Source organism: Corynebacterium sp. UMB2355A (assembly GCF_033877495.1).
GTDB lineage: Bacteria > Actinomycetota > Actinomycetes > Mycobacteriales > Mycobacteriaceae > Corynebacterium > Corynebacterium pseudogenitalium.
The window spans coordinates 309,880-335,758 of the sequence record NZ_CP138855.1; the positions used below are offsets into that span (position 1 = coordinate 309,880).

The window sequence follows — 25,879 nt, forward strand, 5'->3', positions numbered from 1 at the left end:
ACCATGAGTGACAACATCATCACTCCACAACTCGTTAGTCTCGATGTGGACTACGGGTCGACGCCAAGAGAGGTCATCGAACACCTCGCGCAGCAAGCCCAGGACGCAGGCCGAGCAAGCGACAGCTTGAAGCTAGCCGACGCAGCTTACGCCCGTGAGCAGAAAGCTGGCACCGGTGTGAATGGCCGTGTTGCAATCCCCCACTGCCGCACCGAAGCAGTCGAAACCCCAACGTTGGTTTTTGCCAGGTTACAGCGGCCCGTTGACTTCTCGGGGCCAGATGGAGACGCAGAGCTTGTATTTTTGATCGCTGCTCCTGAAGGCGGCGGTAAGGCGCATTTGAAGATCCTTTCCAAGCTCGCACGTGCCTTGGTACGCGGCGACTTCGTAACTCAGCTCCGCGAGGCAAAGGATGAGCAAACGGTCGTCAACGCGGTGCTGGACGTCGTCAACGCTGCTCCTAAGAAGAAAACTGCCGCAGCACCTACTCCCGCTGCGACGGGCAAGACCGATGGCGTGAAAAAGTTTAGGATTGCAGCTGTTACATCGTGCGCGACCGGCATTGCCCACACATACATGGCAGCCGACGCTCTGACACAAGCTGCGCAGGCTCGCGATGATGTCGAGTTTCAGGTGGAGCCGCAAGGTTCTTCCGGCGGCGATCCTCTGGATCAGGCCTACATCGACAGTGCTGACGCCGTAATCTTCGCCCATGATGTTGCTGTGCGTAACAAAGCACGTTTTGCAGGCAAGCCGGTCGTTGATAGTCCAGTAAAGCGTGGCATCAACGAGCCAAACAAGATGATCGACGAGGCCATTGCCGCTGCAAACGATCCGAATGCACCAAGAGTCACCACGGCGGGATCGGAGCAGCGAGAAGACTCCGCTTCCTCTGGTGAAAGCTGGCCAAAGAAGATCCAGCAAGCTGTAATGACCGGTGTGTCGTACATGGTGCCTTTCGTTGCAGCAGGCGGCCTGCTCCTCGCGCTTGGTTTCCTCTTCGGCGGATACGACATGGCGAATGGCTGGCAGTCCCTCGTCACGAACTTCTCCCCGACCCACCTGCCTGGACATACAATCGATGTCGACGGTGAAATGATGACGTTCCGCCGTTCCGGCTGGCTTCTGTATCTCGGTGCTGTCATGTTCGCGACAGGCCAGATGGGCATGGGCTTCGTTGTTGCGGCGCTCTCCGGCTACATCGGGTATGGCCTTGCAGGACGTCCAGGTATCGCGCCAGGATTTATCGGCGGTGCTATCTCCGTCATGGTTGGCGCAGGTTTTATCGGCGGCCTTGTCACAGGTCTGCTGGCTGGTTTGATCGCATACTGGATCCAGACATGGAAGGTTCCGCGCTGGCTCGGGTCCCTGATGCCAGTGGTCATCATCCCGCTGCTGACTTCCCTTGCTATCGGCCTCATCATGTTCTTACTGTTGGGGCGTCCGCTTGAGTCTCTCATGCTGGGACTGCAGGGCTGGCTTGAGTCGATGAGCGGATCCTCTGCGGTCCTGCTCGGCGTCATCATCGGGCTCATGATGTGCTTTGACCTAGGTGGCCCAGTCAACAAGGCGGCGTACCTCTTCGGAACCGCTGGTCTGTCTGCGGGAACGGAGGCAAGCTTCCAAATTATGGCGGCTGTAATGATTGCTGGCATGGTTCCCCCGATCGCACTGTCAATCGCGACGTTCCTCCGCAAAGGATTGTTTACCCCGGCGGAGCAAGAGAACGGCAAATCCGCATGGCTCCTCGGACTGTCGTTTGTCAGCGAGGGCGCAATCCCGTTTGCTGCAGCTGACCCGTTCCGCGTTATCCCTTCGATGATGCTCGGTGGCGCCACTGCTGGCGCGGTCAGCATGGCACTCAATGTTGGTGTGCAGGCTCCACACGGTGGTCTCTTCGTGCTCTTTGCCTACGAGCCTTGGTGGGGACTGTTCGTCGCGCTCATTGCAGGCGTGGCGGTCGCAACTGTAGCGGTCATCGTCGCTAAGCAGTTCTGGCCAAACGAGGAGATTCAGAAGGCCGCTGCCCAAGCAGAACCTGCAGCGGTGGCGAACTAAGGACACAGGCCCCTAAACTGAATACAGAAACTCGATAGATACTTTCAAAGCAGAAAGGATGAAGCACATGGCTTCAAAGACAGTTAAAGTCGGATCCACCGTTGGACTGCACGCACGTCCAGCAACCATTATTTCTGACGCCGCCGGTGAATACGATGACGAGGTCATCCTGACCCTTGTCGGTGACGAGGACGAGGAAGAGACGGATGCTGCTTCCTCGTTGATGATCATGGCAATGGGCGCCGAGTTCGGTGATGAGGTCACCGTTACCTCTGACAACAGTGAGGCAGTTGAAAAGATTGCCGCATTGATCGAGAAGAACCTCGACGAAGAGTAAATCCCACAACAAAAGCCCGGGCGCTACATCTGAGCGCTCGGGCTTTTGCTTGTTCGAGCTATTTTCGAGATGCAGCGTTGAACTGCCCCTCACCCACTGTGTTGTAAATCCACTTCAACAGAGGATAGAACACGATGATGCCGACCGACCCCAGGGCAATGCCCTCAAGCGTCACCTGACCGACAGTGAACGACAGGTTGCCGATACCAACAATGAGTGCCACAGCCGCAACTGTTAGGTTCACCGGGTTCGTGAAATCTACCTTGTTATCCTGCCAAATACGTACACCAAGCATTCCAATCAGGCCGTAAAGAACCAGGCACGCTCCGCCCAGCACACCGGCTGGGATTGTGAAGATGACTGCGCCGAACTTCGGGATGAACGCCAAAACGATCGCGAAACACGATGCGACCCAATACGCAGCCGTCGAGTAAACCTTGGTAGCAGCCATCACGCCAATGTTCTCCGCATAAGTCGTTGTACCAGAGCCGCCAAAGCCACCAGCCAATGTCGTCGCGATACCGTCACCGATCAACGCCCTGCCTTGGTATGGGTCCAGGTCGCGTTGCGTCATCTCAGAAACTGCCTTGACATGACCAATATTCTCCGCGATCAGCACGACGATGACAGGAAGCGTCACCAAAATCGCTGAGAGGTGGAACTCTGGCGTATGGAACTGCGGCAAGCCGATCCAAGGACTAGCGCCAATTGTGTCCAGTGCATCATCCGATAACCCGCCAGTGAGCGCCGCAAACACCCAGCCGACGATGACGCCGATCAGAATGCTCAGACGAGACAGCATTCCCCTCGCAGCGACAGTCAGCAGAGCAATCGTGCCGAGCGTGACAAACGCGACCCCGGGCTGAGTTTCCACATTAGAAACGGCAGTCGGCGCAAGATTGAAACCGATCAACGCGACGATGGCACCAGTGACCGTGGGAGGCATGACGGCGTCGATAACTTTCTTGCCTGCAAGTTGAACAACAAAGCCAACTGCAATCAACGTCAGACCCGTGATGAGTACCCCGCCCAACTGAGAGCCGATTCCGTACTGGGACGACGCAGACAGCGGCGCGATGAAAGCGAATGACGAGCCAAGGTAGCTAGGCAGTTTATTACGGGTAATCAGCAAAAAGATGATGGTTCCCAGTCCTGAAAACAGCAGCGTTGTGTTTACAGGGAATCCCGTCAACGTTGGAACGAGAAGTGTGGCTCCGAACATTGCTACGACATGCTGCATGCCGATGCCAATTGTTCGAGGCCAAGAAAGGCGTTCATCAGGGGCGACCACCGCGCCGGGCAGAACGCGGCGCCCGTCGCCATGCAAGGTCCATCCAATAGTTTTACTCACAGGCTCATATTATGTCGCTAGATAATTGCCGAAAGCGAATTGGGCAAAGTAGCGTAATACGCATGGAGATTTTCATTCGCCGCACGGCAGACGAAATTGGCGATTTCGCTGCAAACATGATTGAACCATTCGTCAAGCAAGGTGCAACGCTTGGTCTTGCTACTGGCTCGACACCGAGTCCAACGTATCAGGCACTAATCCGAAAGCACCGCGAGGAAGGCCTCAGCTTCGCCGACTGTGACGCATTCTTGCTCGACGAATACTACGGAATCGATCAACACCACGAGCAGTCATACTGGTCCACAATCCGACGCGAGCTGACGGCATCAATCGATATCGATGACGCGGCCGTGCACTCGCTTAGCAGCTCAGCGGCCGATCCGGAGCAAGAGGCTGCGACGTATGAGTCCATGATGAAAGACGCCGGTGGTGTCGACATTCAGCTGCTCGGCATCGGCGCGAACGGCCATATCGCTTTCAACGAGCCGACCAGCTCGCTGAGTTCCCGGACCCGACTGATTGATCTACGCCCGCGGACCATTGCTGACAACGCACGCTTCTTCGAGTCAGCAGATGAAGTGCCTCGCCAGGCAATGACACAGGGCATCGGCACCATCTTGGAAGCGAAGAAGATCCTCCTCATCGCTACCGGTGCAGCGAAGGCCGAGGCTGTCCAAGCAATGATCGAAGGGCCCTTGAGCTCTTTCTGCCCTGCCTCATCGCTGCAAATGCACAACGATGTGTGCATATTACTCGACGAAGCCGCAGCATCCGGCCTCGGCGATGTGGAGTTCTACAAGGAGATCGACGCCTACTGGCGTTAATTCACCACTCCAGCAGTCTCTAGTAGACCTGCTGGACAAACTCGTCATACTGGCGCGCCAGAACTCGTGGCAAGCGGACATCGATCCTGGTGCCGTCGGTTTCATATTCTTCGGAGCGAATCGTCCCGTGTTCATGGACGAGTGAGACAACATCTCCTCGGGTGTAGGGGATCAGCATGACTACATGCTCATCGAGCGTGTTCAGGAACATCTCGATTTTTCCCTCGAGTTCAGCAATACCCTCACCCGTGAGCGCTGAGACAAACACCGCTTCCCGACCGGTCGCGTCAAACACGTGGCGTAACTCTGCCAAAACCACAGGGTCAGCGGAGTCAATCTTGTTGACGACCACAATCTCCGGAGGCAATTCGGAATCTTTATCTCGCGTGATCTCTGCCAGCACCTCGCTCACGGCAGCAATCTGCTTGAGTGGGAACTCGTCTGCTCCATCAACGACGTGTAGCAAAAGGTCTGCATTGCTCACTTCCTCCAGCGTCGACTTAAACGCCTCGACCAACTGGGTCGGCAGGTGCCGAACGAAACCAACTGTGTCCGTCAAAACGACGTTTCGCCCATCAGCCAGCGTTGCGCGTCTCGTGGATGGGTCAAGCGTTGCAAACAATGCGTCTTCCACAAGCACGCCGGCGTCCGTCATTGCGTTAATGAGTGAGGACTTCCCTGCGTTCGTGTATCCGGCAATCGCAATCTTGGGTGTCGTCGAGCTCTGCCTCTTCGCGCGCTTAATCTGACGAACAGTCTCCATGTCTGCTAATTGATGACGCAGCTTTGCCATCTCTGAGCGCAACCTTCGCCGGTCTGCCTCAATTCTGGTTTCACCAGGACCGCGCAAACCAACGCCGCCATTCGAACCCGCACGACCACCGGCCTGGCGCGAAAGGTTGCCGCCCCAACCACGGGTACGGGTGTAGAGATACTCCATCTGCGCGAGGCTAACTTGTGCTTTGCCCTCCTTGCTCTTTGCGTGTTGAGCAAAGATATCCAGAATGAGCATCGTTCGGTCGATCACTTTAGAGTTGAGGGCTTCCTCTAGCGCCACCATTTGACCAGGGGATAGCTCACCGTCGAATACGACGGTGTCCACTCCACTGGCGTCGACAATCTCGCGCAGCTCTTTCACCTTTCCGGAACCAATGTATGTCCCTGGATCCGGCTTATCTCGTTTTTGATAGAGCATGTCAATAACTTCAGCGCCTGCGGTTTCGGTCAGTGCTGCCAATTCCCGCATGTTTGCTTCCATTTCGGCAGTGGAACCTTCAGTCCATGCTCCAACAAGGATGACGCGCTCGAGCCGCAGTTTACGGTACTCGACTTCGTAGATGTCTTCCCGGTCTTCGTTGCGCAGCTCTGTCGTGGTGTTTACGCGACGAAACGAGTTTCGTTCCTCTAGGTCGAGTGCGCCCTGTGTTGGCGTCGATAGGTCTGTTCCCGAGGTTTCGGTGCGCGTCTGTGCGTTATGGCGAAACGCTTCATCCAGCAACGCCTCATGCGAATCAGGAGTGGTTGATTTCGAATTCATGCAAGCTTTCAAAAATAGTGGGTATACGTAACTTTTTTCGCTTTCTTCCTTGCTCAACGGTAGCCCACCCATTTTTCTTCCACCACATTTCTTCACCTCAGAGCGCATTCGACTAGGCTTCACATTTATGAACCAACAACCTCTGACTGAAAACAAGGATCTGGCAGCGATCGGCCTGAGCTTTCCTAAGTGGCAAGACGCGGTAGAAGCTGCAATCGCATCCGGTCGCCTCGGTGTTATCGGTGAGGTACGTGGCGGCCAAATGGTCCAATACCAGGACCACTCTGGTGCGCAGCTGAATATCTTGGCAGTTGAGCCTTTCGCCACCTTTGCCGGCTTTGAGGGCATCACACGCACAAACGCGCACATCACCCCGGCAACCGATGTGGTTGCGCTTGCTGAGGTTGTGGATCCACATGGGAATCCAATCGGATCTCTGACGCTAAACCTGGCGCAGGAGCCATTGATCGTCGATGAGCCCACAATCCAGTGGCAAGAGCTCAGCGTGACCGCCCTTGCACTCGATGTGAGCACGTACGAATCCACCTCTGCTTATCTTGAGGAGCACCCTGGTAGCACGGTTGGCACAGTCATTTCTGCAGGAGCCGAAGCGATTGCAACTGGGGCAGCCTCCTCCCCCGATGCAAAAGCCACTTTTTCCGCACGCGTGCTGGAAGCTGAATACCGCACGTCGGAGTTGACGGGTGACCGCTTCATTCATGTTTCAGTCGACGGGGCGTTTCCATTCGACGTTTGCTTACCTGATGGCAATCTCCCCCAACGCGACCAAGTCATCGCAGGCAACGCCGTCATGGTCGGTACCATCCCGGTGCCTACAGGTGGCGGATGTGGTGGTTGTGGTGGCTCCTGCGGTTGCGGTGGCGGCTGCTAGGAACTAGGCACTACTCATGGATCCAGCACGTCGTGATCTTTCCATAGCACTGTGGGGCGCCCTGATCTTCGCCGTCATGGTGCTGCTTGTGCTGCTCCTCAAGACTCCTGGCGCCATCATCGCCGGGCTGATTGGTGTCACGGCGCTTTTGACCCGCAGGCGTTTTATTCCTAACCCGGAAGTAGAGTCGCTTCGCTCATCGCTTCTGATTGCGTGCGATGACATCCGCGACATCGTTGAAGCATTTGATAACTTGCAACATGGTAGCTCGACGCAGGCGTTGGCCGACCGCACGCTTCATTTTCCCGCGCTTGCGAACACCGATCTTTCTGTACCAGAAATCAGCGAATTTCATCTCAAGTACAGTGCGGCACAGCGCTTTCTCGCGCGCGTTGACACCTACTTGCAGTCACCGGACTTGGAACGCGTCCACCTTGAAAAACTGATTCGAATTGCGGACGAGCGCGCCCTCGAGCTTGAGGACGCCTGGGTCGCTGCCCGTAACGCTGCTCGGGAAATTGGTCCGTCGTAATCAACCAAGCTGTGCTACTAGTTCCGCAACGTCATAGTTCGCCGCGTCAATCCAAGTGATTCGTTTGTCGCGCCTAAACCAGGATTTCTGACGCCGCACATAGCGCCGCGTTCGCAGTTTGGTGTCCTCGCAGGCTTCGTCGATGGTGAGGTGGCCGTCGATAACTCCAAGTCCTTGGGCGTATCCGATAGCCCTGCCAGCAGTCGAATCCTTCGCTAATCCCTGGCCCACCAACCGATGAATCTCATCGATGAGCCCCTGCTCGAACATCGCATCAGTACGCTGCGCAATCCGCGGGTTGAGCCACTCTGGGGTTGTCTCCAGCCCAATCATGCGCGTACCCCAGCGTGTAGGGGCGTTTTTGGGGGGTTGAGATGCCTGAAAAGGCTTACCAGTAAGCTCAATGACTTCGAGTGCACGCACTGTGCGCCGGGGGTCACGGTCTTCAATTATCGACGCCGCCACAGGGTCAACTGCAGCTAGCTGCGCATGAAGGCGATCTATTCCGATTTCCTTCAATAGAGACTCGTAGCGCCCGCGGACTTCGGGGTCGGTTGGCGGGAACTGCCAAGCGTCGACAAGTGACTGCATGTACAGCATGGACCCACCAACGAGAATCGGCAGCTTTCCTCGATTGGAGATCTCCTCAACGGTCTCCACCGCTCGTTGCTGATACTCTGCGACACTGGCGGTTTTCGTAACCTCCCAATATCAAGCAGGTGGTGCGGTATTCCTTGTCGCTCCGCGAGAGGTAATTTGGCAGTGCCGATATCCATCCCGCGGTAAAGCTGCATCGAGTCAACGTTGACAATCTCACCATCGAGTTCGTGCGCAAGCGCGAGACTCAGCGAGGACTTACCTGAAGCCGTCGGGCCGACGATTGCTACTGGTTGGTGTCCGATCTCCTTGTTCACTGCTCTACCTCCCAGTAAGCAACATACCGACCAACGCCCAACGTGTCGTCTACGTCTACGAGTGTGGCCTTCGTTGGCTGCAGTGTTTGTAGCTCAAGCCAAATATCTGGTTCCAGTACTCCTGCGTCTCGCATTTCCTGCTCACGGATCAGGGAGCTTTGCTTTCCTGACAACAAAGCCTGGAGTTTGTCGTTCGTATCAGCAGCCGCAGGGATTAACGCTAGCGGGGCGCGAGTTGTCAGCCCTGCAGGTCCATCGACTACCAACACTGTGAGCACTGAAGGATCTAACGGCAACAGGTGCTCACGACTCTCACGCACCGTAGCCCCGTGAAGGCAGTATCTGGCGACAAGTTCGCCTAATACGTGCCCACCTCCTACTTCGACGTGTGGTGCTCCCCAGGCAGCAAACGAGCCAGCAAGGTGCGTTGCCCATCTCCTGTCGTGGCTGCACACAATGTCAATAGTTTTCGTCAGTTTTCCGGCTGTCTCTCTAATTGAGTTCAGCAAACGCTGCGACGGTTCGTCAGCAGGTGCGAGTTCTCGCACGAGAGCTGGCGAACCAGGCATGACAAGTAGGCAGGCACGGGCTTCATTCACCTCGCCCACCATAGTGGGGTTTTCTCGGAGTTGAAACCATGACACATGACGCATGTTCGTCTGCAACACGCTAGAGTTATGAAGACGAGAATGCCGTCGATTATGTATCTCGGCGCCGTGACGCGCGGCACAGCTATTTGTGAAAGGACTGTTTCATGACTTCCTCGACTCCAAAGCCACAGCCACCAGCTGGACGTCCGAACCCGGCTGCCATGCCGAAGCAAACGCCGAAGCCCGGACCTCGTCCAGGTGCGGCACAGTCTGTTCCTTCACAGCGGGTTGTTCCACTCGCGCATGCTCAGTCGTCATCAGCGAACACTGATCCGTCGAAGTTCGGGCGCGTCGATGATGCCGGCAATGTTTTTGTCACCCGTGACGGCGTTGAGCGTCAGATCGCATCTTGGCAGGCCGGGTCTCCCGAGGAAGGACTTCGCCACTACGGGCAGCGTTTCGACGACCTCATCGTCGAAACTGAAGTCCTGGAGGCGCGACTCACTGCACACCCAGAGGACGCACACACTCTGCATCGCAGCGTGACTGAGCTGAAAGACTCGCTGAAAGACGTCGCCGCAATTGGCGACTTCGCAGCGCTCGAGGCACGCCTAGAAGAATTACTGCGCAAAACAGAGGTTGCGGAACACGAAGCAAAGGAACTCAAGCAGACCCGACGGGCTAACGCAATTGCCAAAAAGGAAAGTCTAGCGGCCGAGGCTGAGGAGATCGCCGAGAAGTCTACGGACTGGAAGGCTGCCGGGGACAGGATTCGAGCGATCCTCGAAGAATGGAAGACGATCCGCGGTATCGATCGCACAACCGACGACGCGCTCTGGAAGCGCTACTCGCGTGCACGCGATGCCTTCAATCGCCGTCGTGGGGCTCACTTCGCTGAGCTCGATAGGAATCGCGCAACGGCTCGTCGTATCAAGGAGGATATCATCGCCCGCGCGCAGGCAATCCAGGACTCAACGGATTGGAACGCCACCGCCCGTGCCTACCGCTCTCTGATGGATGAGTGGAAAGCAGCCGGACGCGCCCCACGTGGCGTCGACGATGAGCTGTGGGCACAGTTCCGCGCTGCTCAGGATCACTTCTTCGCCGCCCGCAACGCCGTAAACGCGGAGCGCGACCGCGAATTTGAAGCAAATGCTGCAGCTAAGGACGCACTTATAGATGAGTACGATGCGCTCATCACTCCAGAGAAGGGTCTAGGTGCGGCACGTGCCAAGCTGCGTGAGCTCCAGGAGAAGTGGGACGAAATTGGATTTGTGCCTCGCAACAAGGTCCGTACGTACGAAGACAAGATTGCTCGGCTGGAACAGCGCGTAGCGGATGCAGAGGAATCACGATGGCGCAAAGCAGACCCTGAGGCACAAGCGCGGGTGAATCAGTTCCAGGAGAAAGCTGATCACTTCCTGCAGCAGGCTCAGGAAGCTGAGGCAGCCGGGAATTCCTCCAAGGCGGCGAAGCTCCGTGAACAGGCTGAGCAGTGGCAGGAGTTTGCCAACGTCGCAGCGAAGGCCGTCGACGAGCAGTAGTGCTATATCCCTTGATCGTAGGGAGTGCCGACCCGTCACACGCCGCAGTCTCCTCCTACGCATTCTCAGTCACGCTTGCTATCCAGGACATTACGGGAGAAGCGCACTCCGGAGTGAGTGCAGCCCATCTCGCGAAACGCCTGGAGGGATCCGAAGAATCGTTAGCGCTTCTCTTCGCGCTGTGTAGCAAACCAGCGCCACGGTCCCTTGGAGCGTTCGGTTACCCAGTGCTGACTGAGGATGATCTGTACGACGTCGAAGGCTGGGTGCTCATATCGCTTCCTCTACTTGAGGACGTCGATGTGTTAGAAGCGAACGTCACTATCGACGCCTCCATCGCTCCTCTTCCCGGGGAGGAGCAGCCGGCGCACGTGTGGCGAAGTGCGCTCGCGCTGATTGACGCGCTTTCTGCAGAGTTGCACCGTCCCATCCGTCAGATTTGGATCACGGAGCCATTGGGGGCACCGGAGCACCCATTCCTTCGCGCTGACGGCTACACGCCGGCGCACTGTGAGCGACAGGCAATTATCAACGCGGACGCTATCGTGGCGCCTGACCAGAATGATAGGTGCGACGTGATTGAAGACATGGCATTCGACCCTACTGATCTGCCCTCCTTCTTAGCTACTCTCCAGGAGTCCGCAGCGAAATACCCTCGTGGTTCACTATCGCTCGAGCCTGTCCAGTGGTCTGCGTCCCGTCTTCAGGACGCTGCTGCACGTCTCAAGGACCGCGGCGGTTCCCAGATCACCGCCATTGCCCGTGATGTCTCAGGGAAACCGGTCGGGCTTGCAGAGGTAGCAAAATTCGAGAATGACGCAGATTCTGTTGCAGAAATCGGGCTGGTGTACGTACGGGAGGCAAGCCGGGGACTCGGTTTAGGCAAGCGCGCCTTGGCTTCTGCGATATCAGCCGCGCTCTCGATTTGGCCACAAACGAAGCAGATCTACGCTTCTTATCCCAACCCGCAGCCGGGTGCGAGCCACATTCTCGACCACTATGCCCCAACCGGGATAAGCCAGGCGACGGCCTGGCAGAAGGGCGTACCAAAGCTCGATAGCTAGTTGCTTCTTTTGTGGCGTCGTGCCGCGTTCGCTCGTCGGTCATCGACAAGCAGTGGGTTCGTTTCTTGCTCCTGATGAGTCCGCGTCGCATTCAATTGCGCATCCGCGATATCCGCGTCGATTTCGCTTGGCTGATTCCGGAGCAGTTCCGGGGCAACCGCTGTCTTTCGCACGAACAGCGGAATGTACGTCAACACGACCAGGAGTACCGCGACAACTTCTAGGTAAAACCCGGGCCCGTGCTGAAACGTTCCTGCAACACCGGTACTCGACTTCCGCAGCCACACTGCCAGCAACGAGCTAACCAGGGCAACTGTTGAAATCATCCACGCGGCTGTGGCCATTCCGAAACGTCGCGAAACCGTCACTAGCGACGTGCAAACGCCTACGCCTAAGAAGCCTAGCCATACAAATACGTACTCCGTGATCTTGGTATCTGCACTGCGGGCGCCTTCGCCCACCGCGAGCACCTGCCATCCGGGAATGTCACCAACGAAGGGCAAAAACAGCGCAACAAGCCACCCAATACTTGCAATACCGAGTACCCAGCGCGCGGATCCTAATTCCATTTTCATTGAAGTCTCCCTTCCAGTAGTCGCGTGGTTTACGCTTCAGGAGTCGTGCAGCAGCCAGTGTTGCTTACGTTAGTCACTGGAACGATGTCTGGACGTGCAACCGTAGGAATTCCAAGTCCCACCCCAACAGGTGCAGTCGTTGGTACCTCGCCTGCCTCAGCGTGATCACCCGCGAGTGTGCGTCGGTGTGAAAGCACACCAGAATCCGCGATCAGAAAATATGACTTTGCTTCGGTGATACGAGCGGTAACAATGTCACCCGGACGGATGGCAGATTCGATTGGCCTCATCGACAGCAAAGTGCACGAGCCTGCCGTCGCGAGCGCGTCCTGACATTCTGTGAGTCGTCTCGTGCTTTCGACCTTCGTCCTGCTGAACAAGGAGTTCTTGCACAGATCCAATGAGCTTTTCATTCTCTTCCAGGCTGATTCGTTCCTGGAGTTCAAGCAGTCGTTCGAACCGCTCCTGCACCACAGCTTTCGGAACCTGGTTTTCCATTTCAGCCGCCGGGGTCCCAGGGCGCGGTGAGTACTGGAATGTATAGGCGGACGTGAATCGTGCCTTCTCAACTACATCAAGCGTTGCCTGGAAGTCTTCTTCCGTCTCGCCTGGGAATCCGACAATGATATCGGTGGTGATCGAAGCCTCAGGAAGCTTCTCACGGACCTCATCCAAAATGCCTAAAAACTTCTTGGATCGGTACGAACGGCGCATGTCCTTGAGTACTTTGTCAGACCCCGACTGCAACGGCATATGTAGCTGCGGGCAAACGTTCGGGGTTTCTGCCATTGCGTCGATGACGTCAGATGTAAACTCTGCGGGGTGCGGGGAGGTGAAGCGAACACGCTCGAGGCCTTCGATCTCGCCACACGCTCGTAGCAGTTTTGAAAACGCGGACCTATCTCGCTCCATTTCCTCGTCAACGAAATGCACACCGTAAGCATTGACGTTTTGGCCAAGCAAAGTGACTTCTAAGACGCCTTGATCCACGAGCGCCTGTACCTCGGCGAGGATATCGCCCGGACGGCGATCAACTTCTTTGCCACGCAGACTCGGAACGATACAGAATGTACACGTATTATTGCACCCGACAGACACCGAAACCCAGCCCGCATAGCTACTTTCACGTTTCGCTGGAAGAACAGAAGGAAATACTTCGAGCGCTTCTGCAATTTCAACTTGCGCCTCGCCCTGTACTCGTGCACGTTCCAGCAGTACCGGCAGTGAGCCCATATTGTGGGTCCCGAAGACCGCGTCTACCCACGGTGCTCTCTGGATAACGTGGTCTTTGTCTTTCTGCGCCAGACATCCACCAACCGCAATCTGCAAATCAGGCTGCGATTCCTTAACCTTTTTCAAATGTCCAAGCGTTCCGTACAAACGCTTGTCTGCGTTTTCACGCACGGCACAGGTGTTGAAAACGATGAGGTCTGGGGCCTGCCCATCTTCAACTGCCACGTACCCCGAATCTTCCAGCAGACCCGACAACCGCTCCGAATCATGAACGTTCATTTGGCATCCGAAGGTTCGTACTTCGTATGTCCTTGATGCAGCCATCTGGTTCGCCTTTCCTGGTTGATTACGCGGGCCTACGCAGGCACGGCTGAACATTCTAGCCACTGCCAACTACCCCGCCCAAACGCCGCAAATTGCTCCCTAGGAAGTCTCTCGAAGTGATTCAACCCTTGTATCTAGTGCAGTTCTTGCGATAGACATGCACATACCTTGTGGAAAGCCTCGACGCGCCAGCACTCCGACAACCCTGCGCAGCGCGCGGGTGTACTCCGCGTGCCCCGCTGGTGGTGTTTTCACTTCTCGCGCCTTCTTTTCCGCGAGGGCTTCAGCAATTGCGTGTTGGTCCTCGTCACTGATTTGTGCGAGCGCGGCGCGCCGATCTGTTTCTGAGACTCCTTTTTCCCTGAGCTCGCGGTCCAGAAAGCTTCTCGACTTTCCTCGACGTTTCGCCCGCTGTCGAACCCATTCATGGGCGAAGCGCCGATCGTCGAGAAGCGAGGACGCGCGAAGAGACGCCAGTACCTCATCAACGAGAGGCGCTGGGAACTCAGCCTTGACAAGACGCTCCCTGAGTTCATGCTCTGATCGCGGTCGCTGATCCAGCAACCTTAATGCACGCCGCCGTACTGGAGCGAGGGCTTCTTCACGTTCGTAGTTGAAGAGTTCTCCATTCCCACCGGTAGCTTCCCATTCGGCAAGTGCGTCCTGCAGGCGTTGAATCTTTTCCGGATCTGGTGTTGCCACGTATTACTTCGCCTTCGCTGGCTCTTCCTCGTCGTCGAAGTCAATGTTTGGCACCATGTCTACTGGGTCATCAGTCAGCGCATCATCATCGGCAAATTCGCCAACCCCCAATGCACGGAAAATCTTTTGCTCGATCTCGTCCGCAAGGTCCGGGTTCTCCTTCAGGAAATTGCGCGCCTTTTCCTTGCCCTGTCCAAGTTGATCGCCTTCGTAGGTAAACCAGGAACCTGACTTCTTCACGAAGCCGTTCTCTACGCCCATGTCAATAATGGACGATTCCCGAGAGATGCCCTCTCCGTACATAATGTCAAACTCTGCGATCTTGAATGGTGGCGAAACCTTGTTCTTCACTACTTTGAGGCGGGTTCGGTTTCCGATGGAATCCTGTCCGTCCTTCAACGTCTGGATACGTCGGACATCACAACGAACCGAGGAGTAGAACTTCAGCGCTTTACCGCCCGTAGTTGTCTCGGGTGAACCGAACATGACGCCGATCTTCTCACGCAGCTGGTTAATAAAAATCGCTGTAGTGCCGGAGTTGTACAGCGCACCTGTCATCTTCCGCAGTGCCTGCGACATCAACCGAGCCTGGAGGCCAACGTGAGAGTCACCCATCTCACCTTCAATTTCAGCCTTAGGCGTCAGTGCGGCAACCGAGTCAATGACGATGATGTCAATCGCGCCAGATCGGACAAGCATGTCCGCGATCTCCAGTGCCTGCTCCCCTGTATCTGGCTGAGAAACGAGCAAGTTATCAGTATCGACGCCCAGCTTGCGGGCATAATCCGGGTCCAGAGCATGCTCGGCGTCGATAAAAGCTGCGATTCCGCCGGCCCGCTGCGCGGAAGCGATGGCGTGAAGCGCAACAGTTGTCTTACCGGAAGACTCAGGTCCGTAAATCTCAACGATGCGGCCGCGTGGCCACCCACCGATCCCCAGAGCGACGTCAATAGCCGTATTCCCAGATGAAATCGACCGAATTGGAGGCCTGTTCTCATCACCGAGACGCATCACAGCCCCCTTGCCATAATCCTTCTCGATCATTGCGAGTGCAGCATCTAGCGCATTCTGGCGATCTTTCGCGGCTGATGCGGTTTTCTTTTTCGCAGCCATTTACATGTTCTCCTTAATGTTCATTCTGTTCGAGTTCGGCGGCGGCGTTTTTGCATACGCCATCGCCCACACACATGTTTAGACTCACCTTCGAGGGTTACGGTTCCCGATGACTTCTAAATCTGGATCTGACTATAGGCAAGTGCCGAGACATCACCAGAGTGTACACGCATACATGTTCGAATTAAAAGTGCAAAACGGCGAGAGCAGCTAGAAACCCGGCCGATCTACGCCAAGGCGACGCGCCTCTGGAACATCAAAGGCGTCACAAAGTTCGTCCCAGGCTTGACGCAAATCGCCTCCATTTTCGATAACCTCTGCGGCGGTACACCCATGACGAGGCAAAAGTTGCGCCTCAATAATCCATGACGCCCGATCAGACCCAAATTCATCCTGGACGAGTTGGTGAAACTCCGTTAATCGCATGGCCTCAAATATACGCGCAGAAAAATCAATACGATTTCATAGCGAACTGAACACTGTTCAAGTACTATTCTCGCTATGTCAAAAAGCATTCCGCAATCAAAGATTGAAGCCCAAGACCTCGCATACATCGCCGTGTTCGCGGCGGTGATCATCGTACTCGGGTTTGTCTCTATTCCAGTCGGCGCTGCCGGCGTTCCAATCGTCATGCAGAACGCTGCTTGTATTCTCGCGGCGCTCGTGCTCGGCCCTAAACGGGGAACCTACACAGTGCTATTGTTCCTCCTCATCGGACTTGCTCTTCCCGTTCTCGCAGGTGGACGCACCGTCGTCTATGCCCTGGGAAGCCCTACAATCGGATATTGGTTGGCTACATCGCAAGCGCATTTGTTGCAGGTCTCATCGCCTACCGCGCTTCCAGCAAGAGCTCTTTCGTGAATATCGCCCTCCTTCTTGGAGCCGGGTTCGCTGGCCTGTTCCTGCAGTACTTCTTTGGGGTGTTTGGATTGATGGCACGCGCAAACATGACCTTTGGCGCTGCATGGGCAGCACAGCTACCGTTTGTCATCCCTGACACCGCCAAGGTGCTAGTGATTGTGTTCATCGCATTCGCAGTTCGCGCTGCACTCCCCTCACTCCGTCGCGCATAAACTGGATTATTTCCATGCCGCAGATCAGCTTCAACGACGTGAGCGTCGTACGTAATGACAACACACTGCTCCAACCATTTTCACTTACGTTGCAGGAACATCGGATCGGCATCATTGGCTCGAACGGTTCTGGTAAGTCAACGCTCGTCCGGCTTATCAATGGGCTCGAAGAGCCGAGCACAGGCGAGGTATTCTACGACGGGATTTCGCTTGCAACTCGTAGCTCTGAAGTCCGCCGACGTGTCGGGTTCGTGTTCTCCGACGCAGAAAGCCAGATTGTCATGCCCCAAGTCCACGATGACGTGGCGTTTTCATTGAAGAAGTTCAAGCTCTCTAAGGCAGAGAAAGAGCAACGCGTCGATGAGGTACTGGAACGCTTCAAACTCTTGCACAAGGCAGAACAATCACCTCATACGCTCTCTGGCGGTGAAAAACAGCTTCTCGCGCTGGCCGCGGTACTGGTGACTGAACCGACCACCATCATCGCAGACGAGCCAACAACATTGCTTGACCTGCGAAACCGTCGGCGAATAATCGCTGAATTGAACTCGCTTGATCAACAAACAATCGTGGTGACCCATGATCTAGAGCTACTCAGTGACTTCGACCGAGTAATTTGTGTCAACGACGGCGTCATTGCATACGACGGCACACCAGCAGACACGATTCAGTTCTACACTCAGCTAATGGAGCCGAACAGTGAAGATTGACTCGCTACCAATGGGCGTGTACGTCCCAGGCAAAACGCTGCTCCACCGTATGAGCCCAAAGAAGAAATTCGTACTGCTCATTCTGTACATCCTCATAGCGACCAACTTCGGGCGTACGTTCCCAATCGCGCTCACGTTGCTAGGCTTGATCTTCGTTCTGTACATCGTGGCAAGAATTCCGATCCGAATCGTTGCCAATCAGCTCGTGCCAATTCTTCCCTTGCTCGCAATACTCGGCGCATTCCTTGTCTGGCAAAATGGCATCTGGCTTGCCGGCGTCACGCTGATTACGTTGTTCGCAACGATTCTCGCCGCAAACCTTCTTACTCTGACCACAACAGTTGAAGCGCTCCTTGTATCGCTCGAGGAAGGCCTCAAACCGCTCGGCCGTTTCGGAATACCAACTGAGAAAATCAGCCTCGCTATCGCCCTCACGCTCCGTCTCATCCCGCTCATCTTGCAGACATCGCAGGAAGTTCTCGACGCCCGCAAGGCCCGAGGACTGGGATTTTCTCCCCTCGCGTTTGGCGTACCGCTCATCGTGCGAAGTATCCGAAGGGCGGAACAGATCGGCGATGCACTTGTCGCTCGTGGCGCGCTCGACTAACCGCCTTCAATCCTTCGCAGGGCAAAGCAAAAGCTCCAGGTTTCTATAGAAATCCTGGAGCTTTCTTTACCACGCCTTAGGCTTCGCCGCGGAGCTCACGCATCCGACGTGCGACGGCGTCCTGACTTGCTTGCGGGGCGCCGGTCTTGCCCTGCTCAATCGACTGCTGTTCCTTTCCCGAGGTCAACTCGCCAGACATCTCTGCGCGAATCTGCTCGAGCCGACTGTGGCCTGCCATCTGGATTCCAGCCTGCTCCACCTCAGCCATGCGGCCTTGGATCGAGTTCTCCGCGAGCTCTGCAGCACCCAGTGCGTTCGCGTAGCGGCGCTCAATCTTGTCGCGAACCTGGTCCAAATTCGGGCCGGAGGCGGTCAACGAGTTCATCGAGCGCATGGTCTCGGAAACCTTCTCCTGCATCTTGGCCTGCTCAAGCTGCGACAGCAACTTCGAACGCTCAGCGACCTGCTGTTGCAGGTGTGCCGCGTTGCGCTCCACGGCTTGCTTTGCCTGTGCGGCCTGCTGAAGTGCCTGGTCGTGCAGCGCCTTCGTGTCTTCAACGCCCTGCTCTGCGGTAACAAGCTGCGCCGCGAACGCCTCAGCAGCGTTCTCATACTCGGTCGCCTTCTGTGCGTCACCGTTGGAGCGGGACTTATCTGCTAATTGGAGCGCCTGGCGAGCGTTCGCTTGAAGTTTCTCGACTTCCTCCAAGCGACGATTCAGCTGCATTTCCAGCTGACGCTGGTTACCGATAACGGCGGCTGCCTGCTGCGAAAGCGCCTGGTGCTGGCGCTGAGCCTCGGAAATTGCTTGCTCAATCTGGATCTTTGGATCAGCATTCTCCTCAATCTTGTTGTCGAAAAGTGCCATCAGGTAGTTCCAGAATTTTGAAAACGGGTTTGCCATAGTGTTGCGTTTTACCTTTCGCTGAGCATTGAAATTGGCCGTGTCCACGGCCAAACTGTTTCGTATTCTATCTGTTACAGCGCTGCTCCGCTATGCGTGAATCGCATCAGCCGTAGCGAATTCATCGTTCATCGATTGCAGTGAAAGGTTCGCAACAGCCTCGAGAACAACTTCTGAAACCGTTGTGTCCAGTGCTTCGCAAATCGATGCGAGCAGCTCTGAGGAAACTTCCTTGCGCCCACGCTCCAGCTCAGAGAGATAACCAGAAGAAACGCGGGCTTGAGCAGCAAGAGATCGCAACGTCACGCCTTTATCCGCCCGGAAAGCTCGCAGTGACATTCCTAGCGCCTCTCTCAGCAGCGGTTCTTTCTGGCGGGTTCCAGACTCGCGAAATGGAAAAGCGACCTCATCCTGTGCATCGAACGAGGGCTCAAGCGGCGTATCGATTAGAAGTGTCGTAGTCATCACTTGGTATAACTCCCCTCAACGTGTTTTTGTTCCCGCACGGCATGCAACAGGACGCGAAGCGCTGCTTCAACAGCCCACTCGCGTACCTCGTTGCGCGGCGCCTGTAGCAAGTTTCGGGCCTGTCTGAATCCTGGAATGGTTCCGCGTACGAGAGGGGCGTCGGAAAGAATGTCGCCTGCAAGAACTGCTTCACAACCATCACTTGAGGCGATCCCTACCCAGACCTCACCGACAGGGTGGCCATCCTGTTCACTGGGCCCGGCCACACCAGTGAGCGAAAGACCCCAGTCTGCGTTGAGCTTCCGCCTTGCCGCCTTCGCCATCTCTTTCGCGGTCACCGGAGAAACAGGTCCAAACTCATCGATGACGTCCTGGGGAACACCGGCCAAGGTAACTTTGCACTCGGTCGCGTAAGTCACCATCGCGCCTCGTAGCGCTGCGGAGGCACCCGGAACGCCTGCGAGTGCGGCACTTGCCAAACCGGCAGTGAGCGATTCACAAAGCCCAACTGTTGCATCCCTCTTAGTAAGTTCCGCAATCACATCGGATGCAGTACCTCGCATTAGTTATTCACCTTGCGAGCATCGACAAGGTATTGCACGCCGGTCACCACGGTGACGACTACGGCCAACACCATTACAACGTAGGAAGGCACGTCCATCCAGGAAGGCAGCGGGCACAGGTAGAGAGCAACGCCGACGGTCTGGAGCACCGTCTTCACCTTGCCACCCTTGGACGCGGGAACGACATGGTCGTTGCGCAGCATCCACATTCTCCACATGGTGATGCCGAGCTCGCGGACCACGATGACGATAGTCATCCACACAGGAAGGTTGGACGCCACGTTGAGTACTACAAGTGCCGTAATCATCAGGGCCTTGTCCGCGATCGGGTCCGCAATTTTCCCGAAGTCGGTAATCAGGTTGTAGGTACGGGCGATTGTTCCGTCTAGCTTGTCCGTGAGCATCAGCGCAACGAACACACCGAACGCCGCACCCCATCGCTGGTCCAGTGCCAACCATGCGAAGACGGGGATAAAAATGATTCGCAACGACGTCAAGACGTTGGGTACGTTCCAGTTCGATGGTTTTTCAGTCACGCCCTCTACCCTACCTATCCCATGCTTTCCCTTAGACTGCGTGTTATGAAATATTTTGCATTCCATTACACGTACTCAGATAATACGGACGTCGTAGATGCTACGCGCCCCGCACACCGCGAGTTCATCGCGAAGCAGCTAGAGCTCGGAAGGATTGTCGGATCTGGCCCGCTAGTCGACGCCGGCAAGGCCCTCATCATCGTGCAATTACCAGATACTGCCGACGCTGCGGAGGCAGTATCACTCATGAACCAGGACCCCTACTGGCAGAACAACGCTCTACTCAGCCGCGAGGTCCACGAGTGGAACCCGGTCTCCCGGGTGTTCCCTTAAACCGCGGAAGTTCTACTTCCTCCCGCGCTGCACATGGAGGTGATCCGTCTCGCGGGAACCAGTGGCGGTGTGGTCGCCCTTGCCCGACGTTGCAGGGTCATCAATCCACTCGATGTGGTGGCCCTGGTTATCGACCTTGCGACGGTTCCCGTGGTCGTCGTAGTCGATGTGCCAGCTCGGACCGTTCGGGTCTCGACGCCCAGCCTTGATATCCGCTCGGTCCTTCACCATGGAGCACAGCACGGTAATCACCAGTACTGCCACAATGAAGCCGAGCGATGCAACGGTGCCGACCTCCGGTACGCTCACATTCTCACCGCCATTGACAAACGGCAGGTTGTTCTCGTGTAGCGCGTGAAGCAACAGTTTGATGCCGATAAAGCCAAGAATCACGCCCAACCCGTACGACAGATACACCACACGGTCCAACAAGCCAGAAAGCAGGAAGAACATCTGGCGAAGGCCCATGAGTGCGAACGCATTCGCGGTAAACACGATGTACGCCTCAGAGGTAATCCCGTAGATTGCTGGGATCGAATCAAACGCAAACATTACGTCGATAAACCCGATGGAGAGCAGTGCGACGAACAGCGGGGTCGCTGCGGACTTGCCCTCCTTCGTCTTCGACCACAGCTTGTCACCGTGGTAGGAGCTCGTGACTGGGACGACTTTACGGAGTGCCTTCACGACAGCCATATCGTTCGGATCTGTTTCAGGTGCATCAGTCGCTTCGTCGTAGACGAGCTTGACAGCCGTGTAGATCAAGAACGCTGCGAAGATGTAGAAGACGTCGCTCCACGCCTCGATAAGTGCTGCGCCGAGCAGAATAAACAGCAAGCGGCATACCAACGCGATAACAATGCCCAGGAGCAGCACCTTTTGCTGATACTTCCTTGGAATCTTGAACGCGCCCATGATCAGTGCGAAGACGAACAAGTTGTCCACGGACAGCGCCAGCTCAGTAATGTAGCCGGTGAAGAACTGGACGCCGTGCTCGCCGTCCCACTCCCACCAGATCACACCGCCACAGATCGCTGCCATCGTCATGTAGAACAGCGTCCAAAAGCCCGATTCTTTGATAGTTGGCTCGTGGGCCTGGCGAACGTGAGTAAGAAAGTCAAAGGCGAAAAAGCCCAGAATGATTGCTGCAGTGAGCAGCCATATCCATAGGGGGACACTCAACGTGGTTACCTCCGGTCGTTGCATAGGACAAAGAAAGACCGGAGGTCTCCCCCACCACGTAGCTACGCGGCTGCCTCAACCGGGATACGTATGTTCCGTGTTGACGATTCGAGGCACTTGCGGGGTACTCCCCTCCAATGCGAATGCCAGGCTACACCATCAAGAGGAGTCGCTACCAGTTATACGGCTCCACCGGTGGGATTGTAGGTTGCTTCGACCGTCTTAACGTCATCTTCATCTGCAGTGGCGTCATCACCAAGTTGTGCGTCGACGTCCTTCGGTGCGTCCGCGGGATCCGCACCCTTGAGCATCCAAAGAATGGTCTCGAGCTCCTCTGGCTTCACCAGCACTTCACGAGCCTTGGAGCCTTCCGATGGCCCAACGATGCCACGGGACTCCATCAAATCCATCAGTCGGCCGGCCTTTGCAAAACCGATACGCAGCTTGCGCTGCAGCATGGAGGTCGATCCGAGCTGCGCCGTAACAACGAGTTCAACGGCTTCCAGCAGGTCGTCCAGGTCCTTGCCGATGTCGTCGTCGATAACTTTCTTCTCGGACTCCTTCTCTTCCGTAACGCCCTCGACGTACTGTGGTTCGTCCTGGCTCTTGGCAGCGTCCACGACGGCTTGGATTTCAGCGTCAGACACAAACGCACCTTGCATGCGTTGCGGCTTGCCGGCGCCCTGCGGGATGAAGAGACCGTCGCCCATGCCAATGAGCTTCTCCGCGCCACCCTGGTCGAGGATGACGCGTGAGTCAGTAAGCGAGGATGTTGCAAACGCGAGCCTGGACGGCACGTTCGTCTTGATCAAGCCCGTGACGACGTCCACCGAAGGTCGCTGCGTAGCCAAGACAAGGTGGATACCTGCTGCGCGGGCCTTCTGCGTAATGCGGACGATCGAGTCCTCAATCTCCTTCGGCGCGGTCATCATGAGGTCGGCAAGCTCGTCGACGACACAGACGATGAACGGGTAGGGTCGCATCTCGCGCTGAGAGCCTGCAGGAGCAGTGATTTCACCGCTCTTCACCTTCTTGTTGAAGTCCTTGATGTGGCGGACACGAGCGGTCTTCATGTCCATGTACCGCTGCTCCATCTCCTCCACCAGCCACTGCAGTGCCGCTGATGCCTTCTTCGGCTGCGTGATAATTGGCGTGATCAGATGTGGAATCCCCTCGTACGGAGTGAGCTCCACCATCTTTGGGTCGATGAGGATCAGGCGTACTTCTTCAGGTGTTGCGCGCGTCAGCAAGGAAACCAACATCGAGTTCACGAACGCCGACTTACCGGAGCCCGTAGAACCCGCAACAAGCAAGTGCGGCATCTTCTGCACCGAAGATGCAATAAAGTCGCCCTCGATGTCCTTGCCTAAGCCGATGAGCATAGGGTCATCGTCCGCAGCAACATTCGGCGCTTCGAGGACATCGCGCAGACGAACCATCTCACGGTCCTGATTCGGCACCTCAATGCCGACGGCAGATTTGCCGGGAATTGGCGTCAACAAACGAACGTTATCGGTCGCGACTGCATAGGCAAGATTGGACTGCAAGTTGGTAATCTTCGACACCTTGACGCCGGGCCCAAGCTCTACTTCGTAGCGGGTCACGGTCGGACCACGGGAGAAGCCCGTCACCATAGCATTGACCTTGAACTCCTCGAAGACCTCTGTGATGGCTTCGATCATGCGATCGTTAGCTTCGGTGCGTGTCTTCGGCGCTTGGCCAGCGAGCAGCAAATCGGTTGTTGGAACGACGTAGGTGGAATTCCTGTCGATCTTCTTCGCGTGGCCATCCTTCGGCGCCTCAGGTGGAGTTGTGCTTGGGTCCTTCCCTGAACGCGCTACGACCGCCTGGCGAACTGCGTCTCGCGACTGATCGACGGCATCCCTTTGAGCCTCCTCGAGCGTAGGTCGAGGCAGAATCTTCGTCTCCTCGGGTTGCGCAGGCTGACGTTTCGACGCCGCCTTCGTCGCAGGACGTTCAATGACCGCAGTGGCGTCGCTGCCTTCCTGCGTGTCGAAGTCTTCACCGAAATCGATAACCTCTGTCTCATCACCCGATGTTTGAGGCGCTGACGCTGGCTTCGCCGGGTAGTTATCCAGTGGCGTGGAGGCCTTTCGCAACTTCTCCGAGAAAGACGAAAACCCAGAAACCCTTGGTTTCTTTGCCGCTGTACGTGGAGAAAGACCGGTACGTGGGCTCCTCGATTCAGGCTCAACCCGCGAGCGCTTTGCCGACGTGCGCGGGCACCCCTCTGCGATAGCGTCAATGTCCCGGCCTACATCACTGTAAGGATCCGACTCATCGTCAGTCTCGGGCCGCTGGAATACCGAGCTAAGCCACGCAGTGAAAAAATCATACGCCTCACGCACAGTAATACCGGTTGTACGAAGCGCACCATAAACAATGACAAGTCCCAGCAGCGGAACTGCCACATATGAGGAGAATCCAGCGGCGAGCAAGCCACCGGTGAACGTGCCCACTACCCCACCGGCGATCTTGCGAGATTCCCAATCGGCAGGGTTGCCAGCGAAGACATGAATCATGCCAAGCATCGCAATACCAATAATCAACAGGCCCGACGCCACCCTGGCACGTACTGCCGGTTCTGCCTTCACGTTCAGCATGAGAGCGATAGCGATGCAGACCAAAATCACAGGAAGCAGGAGCGCACCAGCACCAATTGCCCAGTGAACACCCTGCGCAATGACGTTGCCTATCGGGCCAGCAATATCCATCCACACGGAGGCGCCCAGGATCGCGGCAAGGCCAATGAGCACTAAACCGTACGCGTCAACGTTGCCACGCGAGATGCCCAACGAGCGACTGGACTTTCGTGAGTGCTCTTCACGTTGCGGCGCCTCAGCAGAGGGGCCGTCGTCAAGAAAATCGAAGTTGTCGTCCTCGTCATCGTATCCGTTTGCGTCGGGCACGCTGTCAAAACTCTCCTTACGGCGTGGTCGAAGTTTGGTAAGCAACGAACCAACTCCGCGAACTGCACTGCCAATTGAGCTTCCGACGACTCTCGTCGCGGACCCGACCCGTTCATCGGCAGTCTCTGCCGCGACCATGGACGAGGTCGGTGGATGCGTCATCGACGCTGGGGCACCGTAACGGCTCGTCGTTGAACGTGCACGGTCCCGCGGGCCTGTCGAAGCTCGCGTATTTCGTGGCGCTGGTTTCCTGGCAGACATGTGCTACACATTAGTACCTTGCGCACCATTATTACCATCCGCCACTCTAAAACCACAGATACTGTTACAGGCGAATGAATCAAGTACTACAACTTAATATCTACTCCAGCAAGAGCTTCAACCGCACCGGTTACATCCACTTCGACCGCGCTGCGACCGGCGGCCCACAACAATAGTTCCCCGGGTTCGCCATATACGCGGACGACGTTATCGCCCTGCTTTGAAACGCCGACGCCTTCGCCAATGACCGCAGGAGGCAAGTCCGGGGGCGTCAAAATCACAGGTACCGCAACACCTTTCAGCGTGACTGAACCAAACCGCTTCGCAAGCTTCAAAAGTTCTTTGTTGGTGACGGCACTAAACTGCCGAGGCTCGACCTTACCTCTACCTCGACGAACGTCTTCGTGGTGAATAAAGTGCTCGGCTGTATTTAACGTGTCGTCACTCGGCTTGAAAAGCGAAGGCGGACCGATGGCCCAGAGACGCACAAGATCCTCGTACGACCATGATGCAAGTCGGGCTTCCTCCGCCTCCAAAAACTTCCTCGCTCGCTTTACGAATATTCCGATGGCAGCTAATGGCCTTCGTTCACGGATATAGAGGTGCGTCGCCAAATCGCGAGTGTTCCAGCCCTCGCACAGCGTCGGTGCTTCAGGCCCGACTTCGAGTAACAGTTCAGCGAGTTGATTTCGTTCAGTCTTTGCAAATGACATGGGCCCTAG

24 protein-coding genes and 3 pseudogenes are annotated in these 25,879 nt (G+C 56.2%); 11 read left to right on the forward strand and 16 right to left on the reverse strand.

Going from position 1 to position 25,879, the window contains the following annotated elements:
• The first annotated feature begins 3 nt into the window (after positions 1-3).
• Together R0V12_RS01545 and R0V12_RS01550 are read left to right on the forward strand one after the other, a co-directional pair.
• Positions 4-2,058 carry a PTS fructose transporter subunit IIABC gene (locus R0V12_RS01545; RefSeq protein ID WP_288857485.1) on the forward strand — a complete coding sequence of 685 codons (2,055 nt, stop codon included), beginning with the start codon at positions 4-6 and terminating at the stop codon, positions 2,056-2,058.
• 67 nt (positions 2,059-2,125) lie between these two features.
• Positions 2,126-2,395, forward strand: coding sequence for an HPr family phosphocarrier protein (locus R0V12_RS01550; protein ID WP_070363496.1), 270 nt, complete (start codon positions 2,126-2,128; stop codon positions 2,393-2,395).
• A gap of 58 nt (positions 2,396-2,453) precedes the next feature.
• On the opposite strand, the gene R0V12_RS01555 is transcribed toward R0V12_RS01550, so the two are convergent.
• Positions 2,454-3,746: a uracil-xanthine permease family protein gene (locus R0V12_RS01555; RefSeq protein ID WP_070362335.1), complete on the reverse strand. Its 1,293-nt coding sequence runs from the start codon at positions 3,744-3,746 to the stop codon at positions 2,454-2,456.
• 62 nt (positions 3,747-3,808) lie between these two features.
• Between R0V12_RS01555 and nagB the strand changes: the two genes are divergently transcribed.
• On the forward strand, positions 3,809-4,570 hold the full coding sequence (gene nagB / locus R0V12_RS01560) for a glucosamine-6-phosphate deaminase (protein ID WP_320072696.1): 762 nt from the start codon (positions 3,809-3,811) through the stop codon (positions 4,568-4,570).
• Between the two features lie 19 nt (positions 4,571-4,589).
• On the opposite strand, the gene hflX is transcribed toward nagB, so the two are convergent.
• Positions 4,590-6,107 (reverse strand): GTPase HflX, encoded by a 1,518-nt coding sequence (hflX, locus tag R0V12_RS01565; RefSeq protein ID WP_070362333.1) that lies wholly within the window; start codon positions 6,105-6,107, stop codon positions 4,590-4,592.
• A gap of 127 nt (positions 6,108-6,234) precedes the next feature.
• Here hflX and R0V12_RS01570 point away from each other — a divergent pair, with 127 nt between their 5' ends.
• Together R0V12_RS01570 and R0V12_RS01575 are read left to right on the forward strand one after the other, a co-directional pair.
• Positions 6,235-6,999, forward strand: a complete 765-nt coding sequence (locus tag R0V12_RS01570) for a hypothetical protein (RefSeq protein WP_320072697.1) — start codon at positions 6,235-6,237, stop codon at positions 6,997-6,999.
• 16 nt (positions 7,000-7,015) lie between these two features.
• A complete protein-coding gene (locus R0V12_RS01575) occupies positions 7,016-7,531 on the forward strand; it encodes a hypothetical protein (RefSeq protein ID WP_070362331.1) in 516 nt (171 codons plus the stop codon).
• Here the strand turns inward: R0V12_RS01575 and miaA are convergent.
• Together miaA and R0V12_RS01585 are read right to left on the reverse strand one after the other, a co-directional pair.
• Positions 7,532-8,433 (reverse strand): annotated as a pseudogene (gene miaA / locus R0V12_RS01580) (tRNA (adenosine(37)-N6)-dimethylallyltransferase MiaA).
• Between the two features lie 8 nt (positions 8,434-8,441).
• A complete protein-coding gene (locus tag R0V12_RS01585) occupies positions 8,442-8,765 on the reverse strand; it encodes a hypothetical protein (RefSeq protein ID WP_320072698.1) in 324 nt (107 codons plus the stop codon).
• A 434-nt stretch (positions 8,766-9,199) separates the two neighbouring features.
• Here R0V12_RS01585 and R0V12_RS01590 point away from each other — a divergent pair, with 434 nt between their 5' ends.
• On the forward strand, positions 9,200-10,579 hold the full coding sequence (locus tag R0V12_RS01590) for a DUF349 domain-containing protein (protein ID WP_369822077.1): 1,380 nt from the start codon (positions 9,200-9,202) through the stop codon (positions 10,577-10,579).
• 11 nt (positions 10,580-10,590) lie between these two features.
• Positions 10,591-11,643: a GNAT family N-acetyltransferase gene (locus R0V12_RS01595; protein WP_240492804.1), complete on the forward strand. Its 1,053-nt coding sequence runs from the start codon at positions 10,591-10,593 to the stop codon at positions 11,641-11,643.
• Here R0V12_RS01595 and R0V12_RS01600 read toward each other — a convergent pair.
• From R0V12_RS01600 to R0V12_RS01620, 5 genes and pseudogenes are all read right to left on the reverse strand, one after another.
• The gene (locus R0V12_RS01600) at positions 11,640-12,218 is read right to left on the reverse strand and encodes an Rv2732c family membrane protein (protein ID WP_070362328.1); all 579 of its coding nucleotides are present in this window, start codon (positions 12,216-12,218) and stop codon (positions 11,640-11,642) included. The genes R0V12_RS01595 and R0V12_RS01600 overlap by 4 nt on opposite strands.
• A 29-nt stretch (positions 12,219-12,247) precedes the next feature.
• Positions 12,248-13,829 (reverse strand): annotated as a pseudogene (gene miaB, locus R0V12_RS01605) (tRNA (N6-isopentenyl adenosine(37)-C2)-methylthiotransferase MiaB).
• Positions 13,830-13,874: 45 nt separating this feature from the next.
• Positions 13,875-14,477 (reverse strand): recombination regulator RecX, encoded by a 603-nt coding sequence (recX, locus tag R0V12_RS01610; protein ID WP_071572548.1) that lies wholly within the window; start codon positions 14,475-14,477, stop codon positions 13,875-13,877.
• Positions 14,478-14,480: 3 nt separating this feature from the next.
• Positions 14,481-15,590, reverse strand: coding sequence for a recombinase RecA (gene recA / locus R0V12_RS01615; RefSeq protein ID WP_070362326.1), 1,110 nt, complete (start codon positions 15,588-15,590; stop codon positions 14,481-14,483).
• 210 nt (positions 15,591-15,800) lie between these two features.
• A complete protein-coding gene (locus tag R0V12_RS01620; protein WP_083290922.1) occupies positions 15,801-16,016 on the reverse strand; it encodes a DUF3046 domain-containing protein in 216 nt (71 codons plus the stop codon).
• Positions 16,017-16,091: 75 nt separating this feature from the next.
• On the opposite strand from R0V12_RS01620, the pseudogene R0V12_RS01625 reads away from it, so the two are divergent.
• From R0V12_RS01625 to R0V12_RS01635, 3 genes and pseudogenes are all read left to right on the forward strand, one after another.
• A pseudogene (locus tag R0V12_RS01625) lies at positions 16,092-16,663 on the forward strand (biotin transporter BioY).
• A gap of 14 nt (positions 16,664-16,677) precedes the next feature.
• Positions 16,678-17,373, forward strand: a complete 696-nt coding sequence (locus R0V12_RS01630) for an energy-coupling factor ABC transporter ATP-binding protein (RefSeq protein ID WP_070478922.1) — start codon at positions 16,678-16,680, stop codon at positions 17,371-17,373.
• Positions 17,363-17,980 (forward strand): energy-coupling factor transporter transmembrane component T family protein, encoded by a 618-nt coding sequence (locus R0V12_RS01635; RefSeq protein ID WP_371327493.1) that lies wholly within the window; start codon positions 17,363-17,365, stop codon positions 17,978-17,980. Before R0V12_RS01630 ends, R0V12_RS01635 begins: the two co-directional genes overlap by 11 nt.
• A gap of 76 nt (positions 17,981-18,056) precedes the next feature.
• Here R0V12_RS01635 and R0V12_RS01640 read toward each other — a convergent pair whose 3' ends face one another.
• The 4 genes from R0V12_RS01640 to pgsA form a co-directional block, all read right to left on the reverse strand.
• Entirely contained in the window at positions 18,057-18,884 is an 828-nt protein-coding gene (locus R0V12_RS01640; RefSeq protein WP_070362323.1) for a PspA/IM30 family protein, read from the reverse strand.
• Between the two features lie 90 nt (positions 18,885-18,974).
• Positions 18,975-19,349 carry a helix-turn-helix domain-containing protein gene (locus R0V12_RS01645; protein ID WP_083290921.1) on the reverse strand — a complete coding sequence of 125 codons (375 nt, stop codon included), beginning with the start codon at positions 19,347-19,349 and terminating at the stop codon, positions 18,975-18,977.
• Complete coding sequence (locus R0V12_RS01650) at positions 19,349-19,915, reverse strand: CinA family protein (protein WP_070478921.1); 567 nt, start codon at positions 19,913-19,915, stop codon at positions 19,349-19,351. Before R0V12_RS01650 ends, R0V12_RS01645 begins: the two co-directional genes overlap by 1 nt.
• Positions 19,915-20,451 carry a CDP-diacylglycerol--glycerol-3-phosphate 3-phosphatidyltransferase gene (pgsA, locus tag R0V12_RS01655; protein WP_246814944.1) on the reverse strand — a complete coding sequence of 179 codons (537 nt, stop codon included), beginning with the start codon at positions 20,449-20,451 and terminating at the stop codon, positions 19,915-19,917. The genes R0V12_RS01650 and pgsA overlap by 1 nt, the downstream gene beginning before the upstream one ends.
• Positions 20,452-20,496: 45 nt before the next feature.
• On the opposite strand from pgsA, the gene R0V12_RS01660 reads away from it, so the two are divergent.
• The gene (locus R0V12_RS01660) at positions 20,497-20,784 is read left to right on the forward strand and encodes a YciI family protein (RefSeq protein WP_070478919.1); all 288 of its coding nucleotides are present in this window, start codon (positions 20,497-20,499) and stop codon (positions 20,782-20,784) included.
• 12 nt (positions 20,785-20,796) lie between these two features.
• Here the strand turns inward: R0V12_RS01660 and R0V12_RS01665 are convergent, their stop codons facing one another.
• From R0V12_RS01665 to R0V12_RS01675, 3 genes are all read right to left on the reverse strand, one after another.
• Entirely contained in the window at positions 20,797-21,966 is a 1,170-nt protein-coding gene (locus R0V12_RS01665) for a TerC family protein (protein ID WP_070478917.1), read from the reverse strand.
• A 179-nt stretch (positions 21,967-22,145) separates the two neighbouring features.
• Positions 22,146-25,157 (reverse strand): DNA translocase FtsK, encoded by a 3,012-nt coding sequence (locus tag R0V12_RS01670; RefSeq protein WP_320072699.1) that lies wholly within the window; start codon positions 25,155-25,157, stop codon positions 22,146-22,148.
• Positions 25,158-25,243: 86 nt separating this feature from the next.
• Entirely contained in the window at positions 25,244-25,870 is a 627-nt protein-coding gene (locus R0V12_RS01675) for a TIGR03085 family metal-binding protein (protein ID WP_083290919.1), read from the reverse strand.
• Positions 25,871-25,879: the final 9 nt, after the last annotated feature.

Coding starts and splice junctions, on each gene's coding strand:
- R0V12_RS01545 (WP_288857485.1), top strand. CDS start 4: ATGAGTGACAACATCATCACTCCACAACTCGTTAGTCTCGATGTGGAC.
- R0V12_RS01550 (WP_070363496.1), top strand. CDS start 2,126: ATGGCTTCAAAGACAGTTAAAGTCGGATCCACCGTTGGACTGCACGCA.
- nagB (WP_320072696.1), top strand. CDS start 3,809: ATGGAGATTTTCATTCGCCGCACGGCAGACGAAATTGGCGATTTCGCT.
- hflX (WP_070362333.1), bottom strand. CDS start 6,107: ATGAATTCGAAATCAACCACTCCTGATTCGCATGAGGCGTTGCTGGAT.
- R0V12_RS01570 (WP_320072697.1), top strand. CDS start 6,235: ATGAACCAACAACCTCTGACTGAAAACAAGGATCTGGCAGCGATCGGC.
- R0V12_RS01575 (WP_070362331.1), top strand. CDS start 7,016: ATGGATCCAGCACGTCGTGATCTTTCCATAGCACTGTGGGGCGCCCTG.
- R0V12_RS01590 (WP_369822077.1), top strand. CDS start 9,200: ATGACTTCCTCGACTCCAAAGCCACAGCCACCAGCTGGACGTCCGAAC.
- R0V12_RS01600 (WP_070362328.1), bottom strand. CDS start 12,218: ATGAAAATGGAATTAGGATCCGCGCGCTGGGTACTCGGTATTGCAAGT.
- recA (WP_070362326.1), bottom strand. CDS start 15,590: ATGGCTGCGAAAAAGAAAACCGCATCAGCCGCGAAAGATCGCCAGAAT.
- R0V12_RS01620 (WP_083290922.1), bottom strand. CDS start 16,016: ATGCGATTAACGGAGTTTCACCAACTCGTCCAGGATGAATTTGGGTCT.
- R0V12_RS01630 (WP_070478922.1), top strand. CDS start 16,678: ATGCCGCAGATCAGCTTCAACGACGTGAGCGTCGTACGTAATGACAAC.
- R0V12_RS01640 (WP_070362323.1), bottom strand. CDS start 18,884: ATGGCAAACCCGTTTTCAAAATTCTGGAACTACCTGATGGCACTTTTC.
- R0V12_RS01645 (WP_083290921.1), bottom strand. CDS start 19,349: ATGACTACGACACTTCTAATCGATACGCCGCTTGAGCCCTCGTTCGAT.
- R0V12_RS01650 (WP_070478921.1), bottom strand. CDS start 19,915: ATGCGAGGTACTGCATCCGATGTGATTGCGGAACTTACTAAGAGGGAT.
- R0V12_RS01660 (WP_070478919.1), top strand. CDS start 20,497: ATGAAATATTTTGCATTCCATTACACGTACTCAGATAATACGGACGTC.
- R0V12_RS01670 (WP_320072699.1), bottom strand. CDS start 25,157: ATGTCTGCCAGGAAACCAGCGCCACGAAATACGCGAGCTTCGACAGGC.
- R0V12_RS01675 (WP_083290919.1), bottom strand. CDS start 25,870: ATGTCATTTGCAAAGACTGAACGAAATCAACTCGCTGAACTGTTACTC.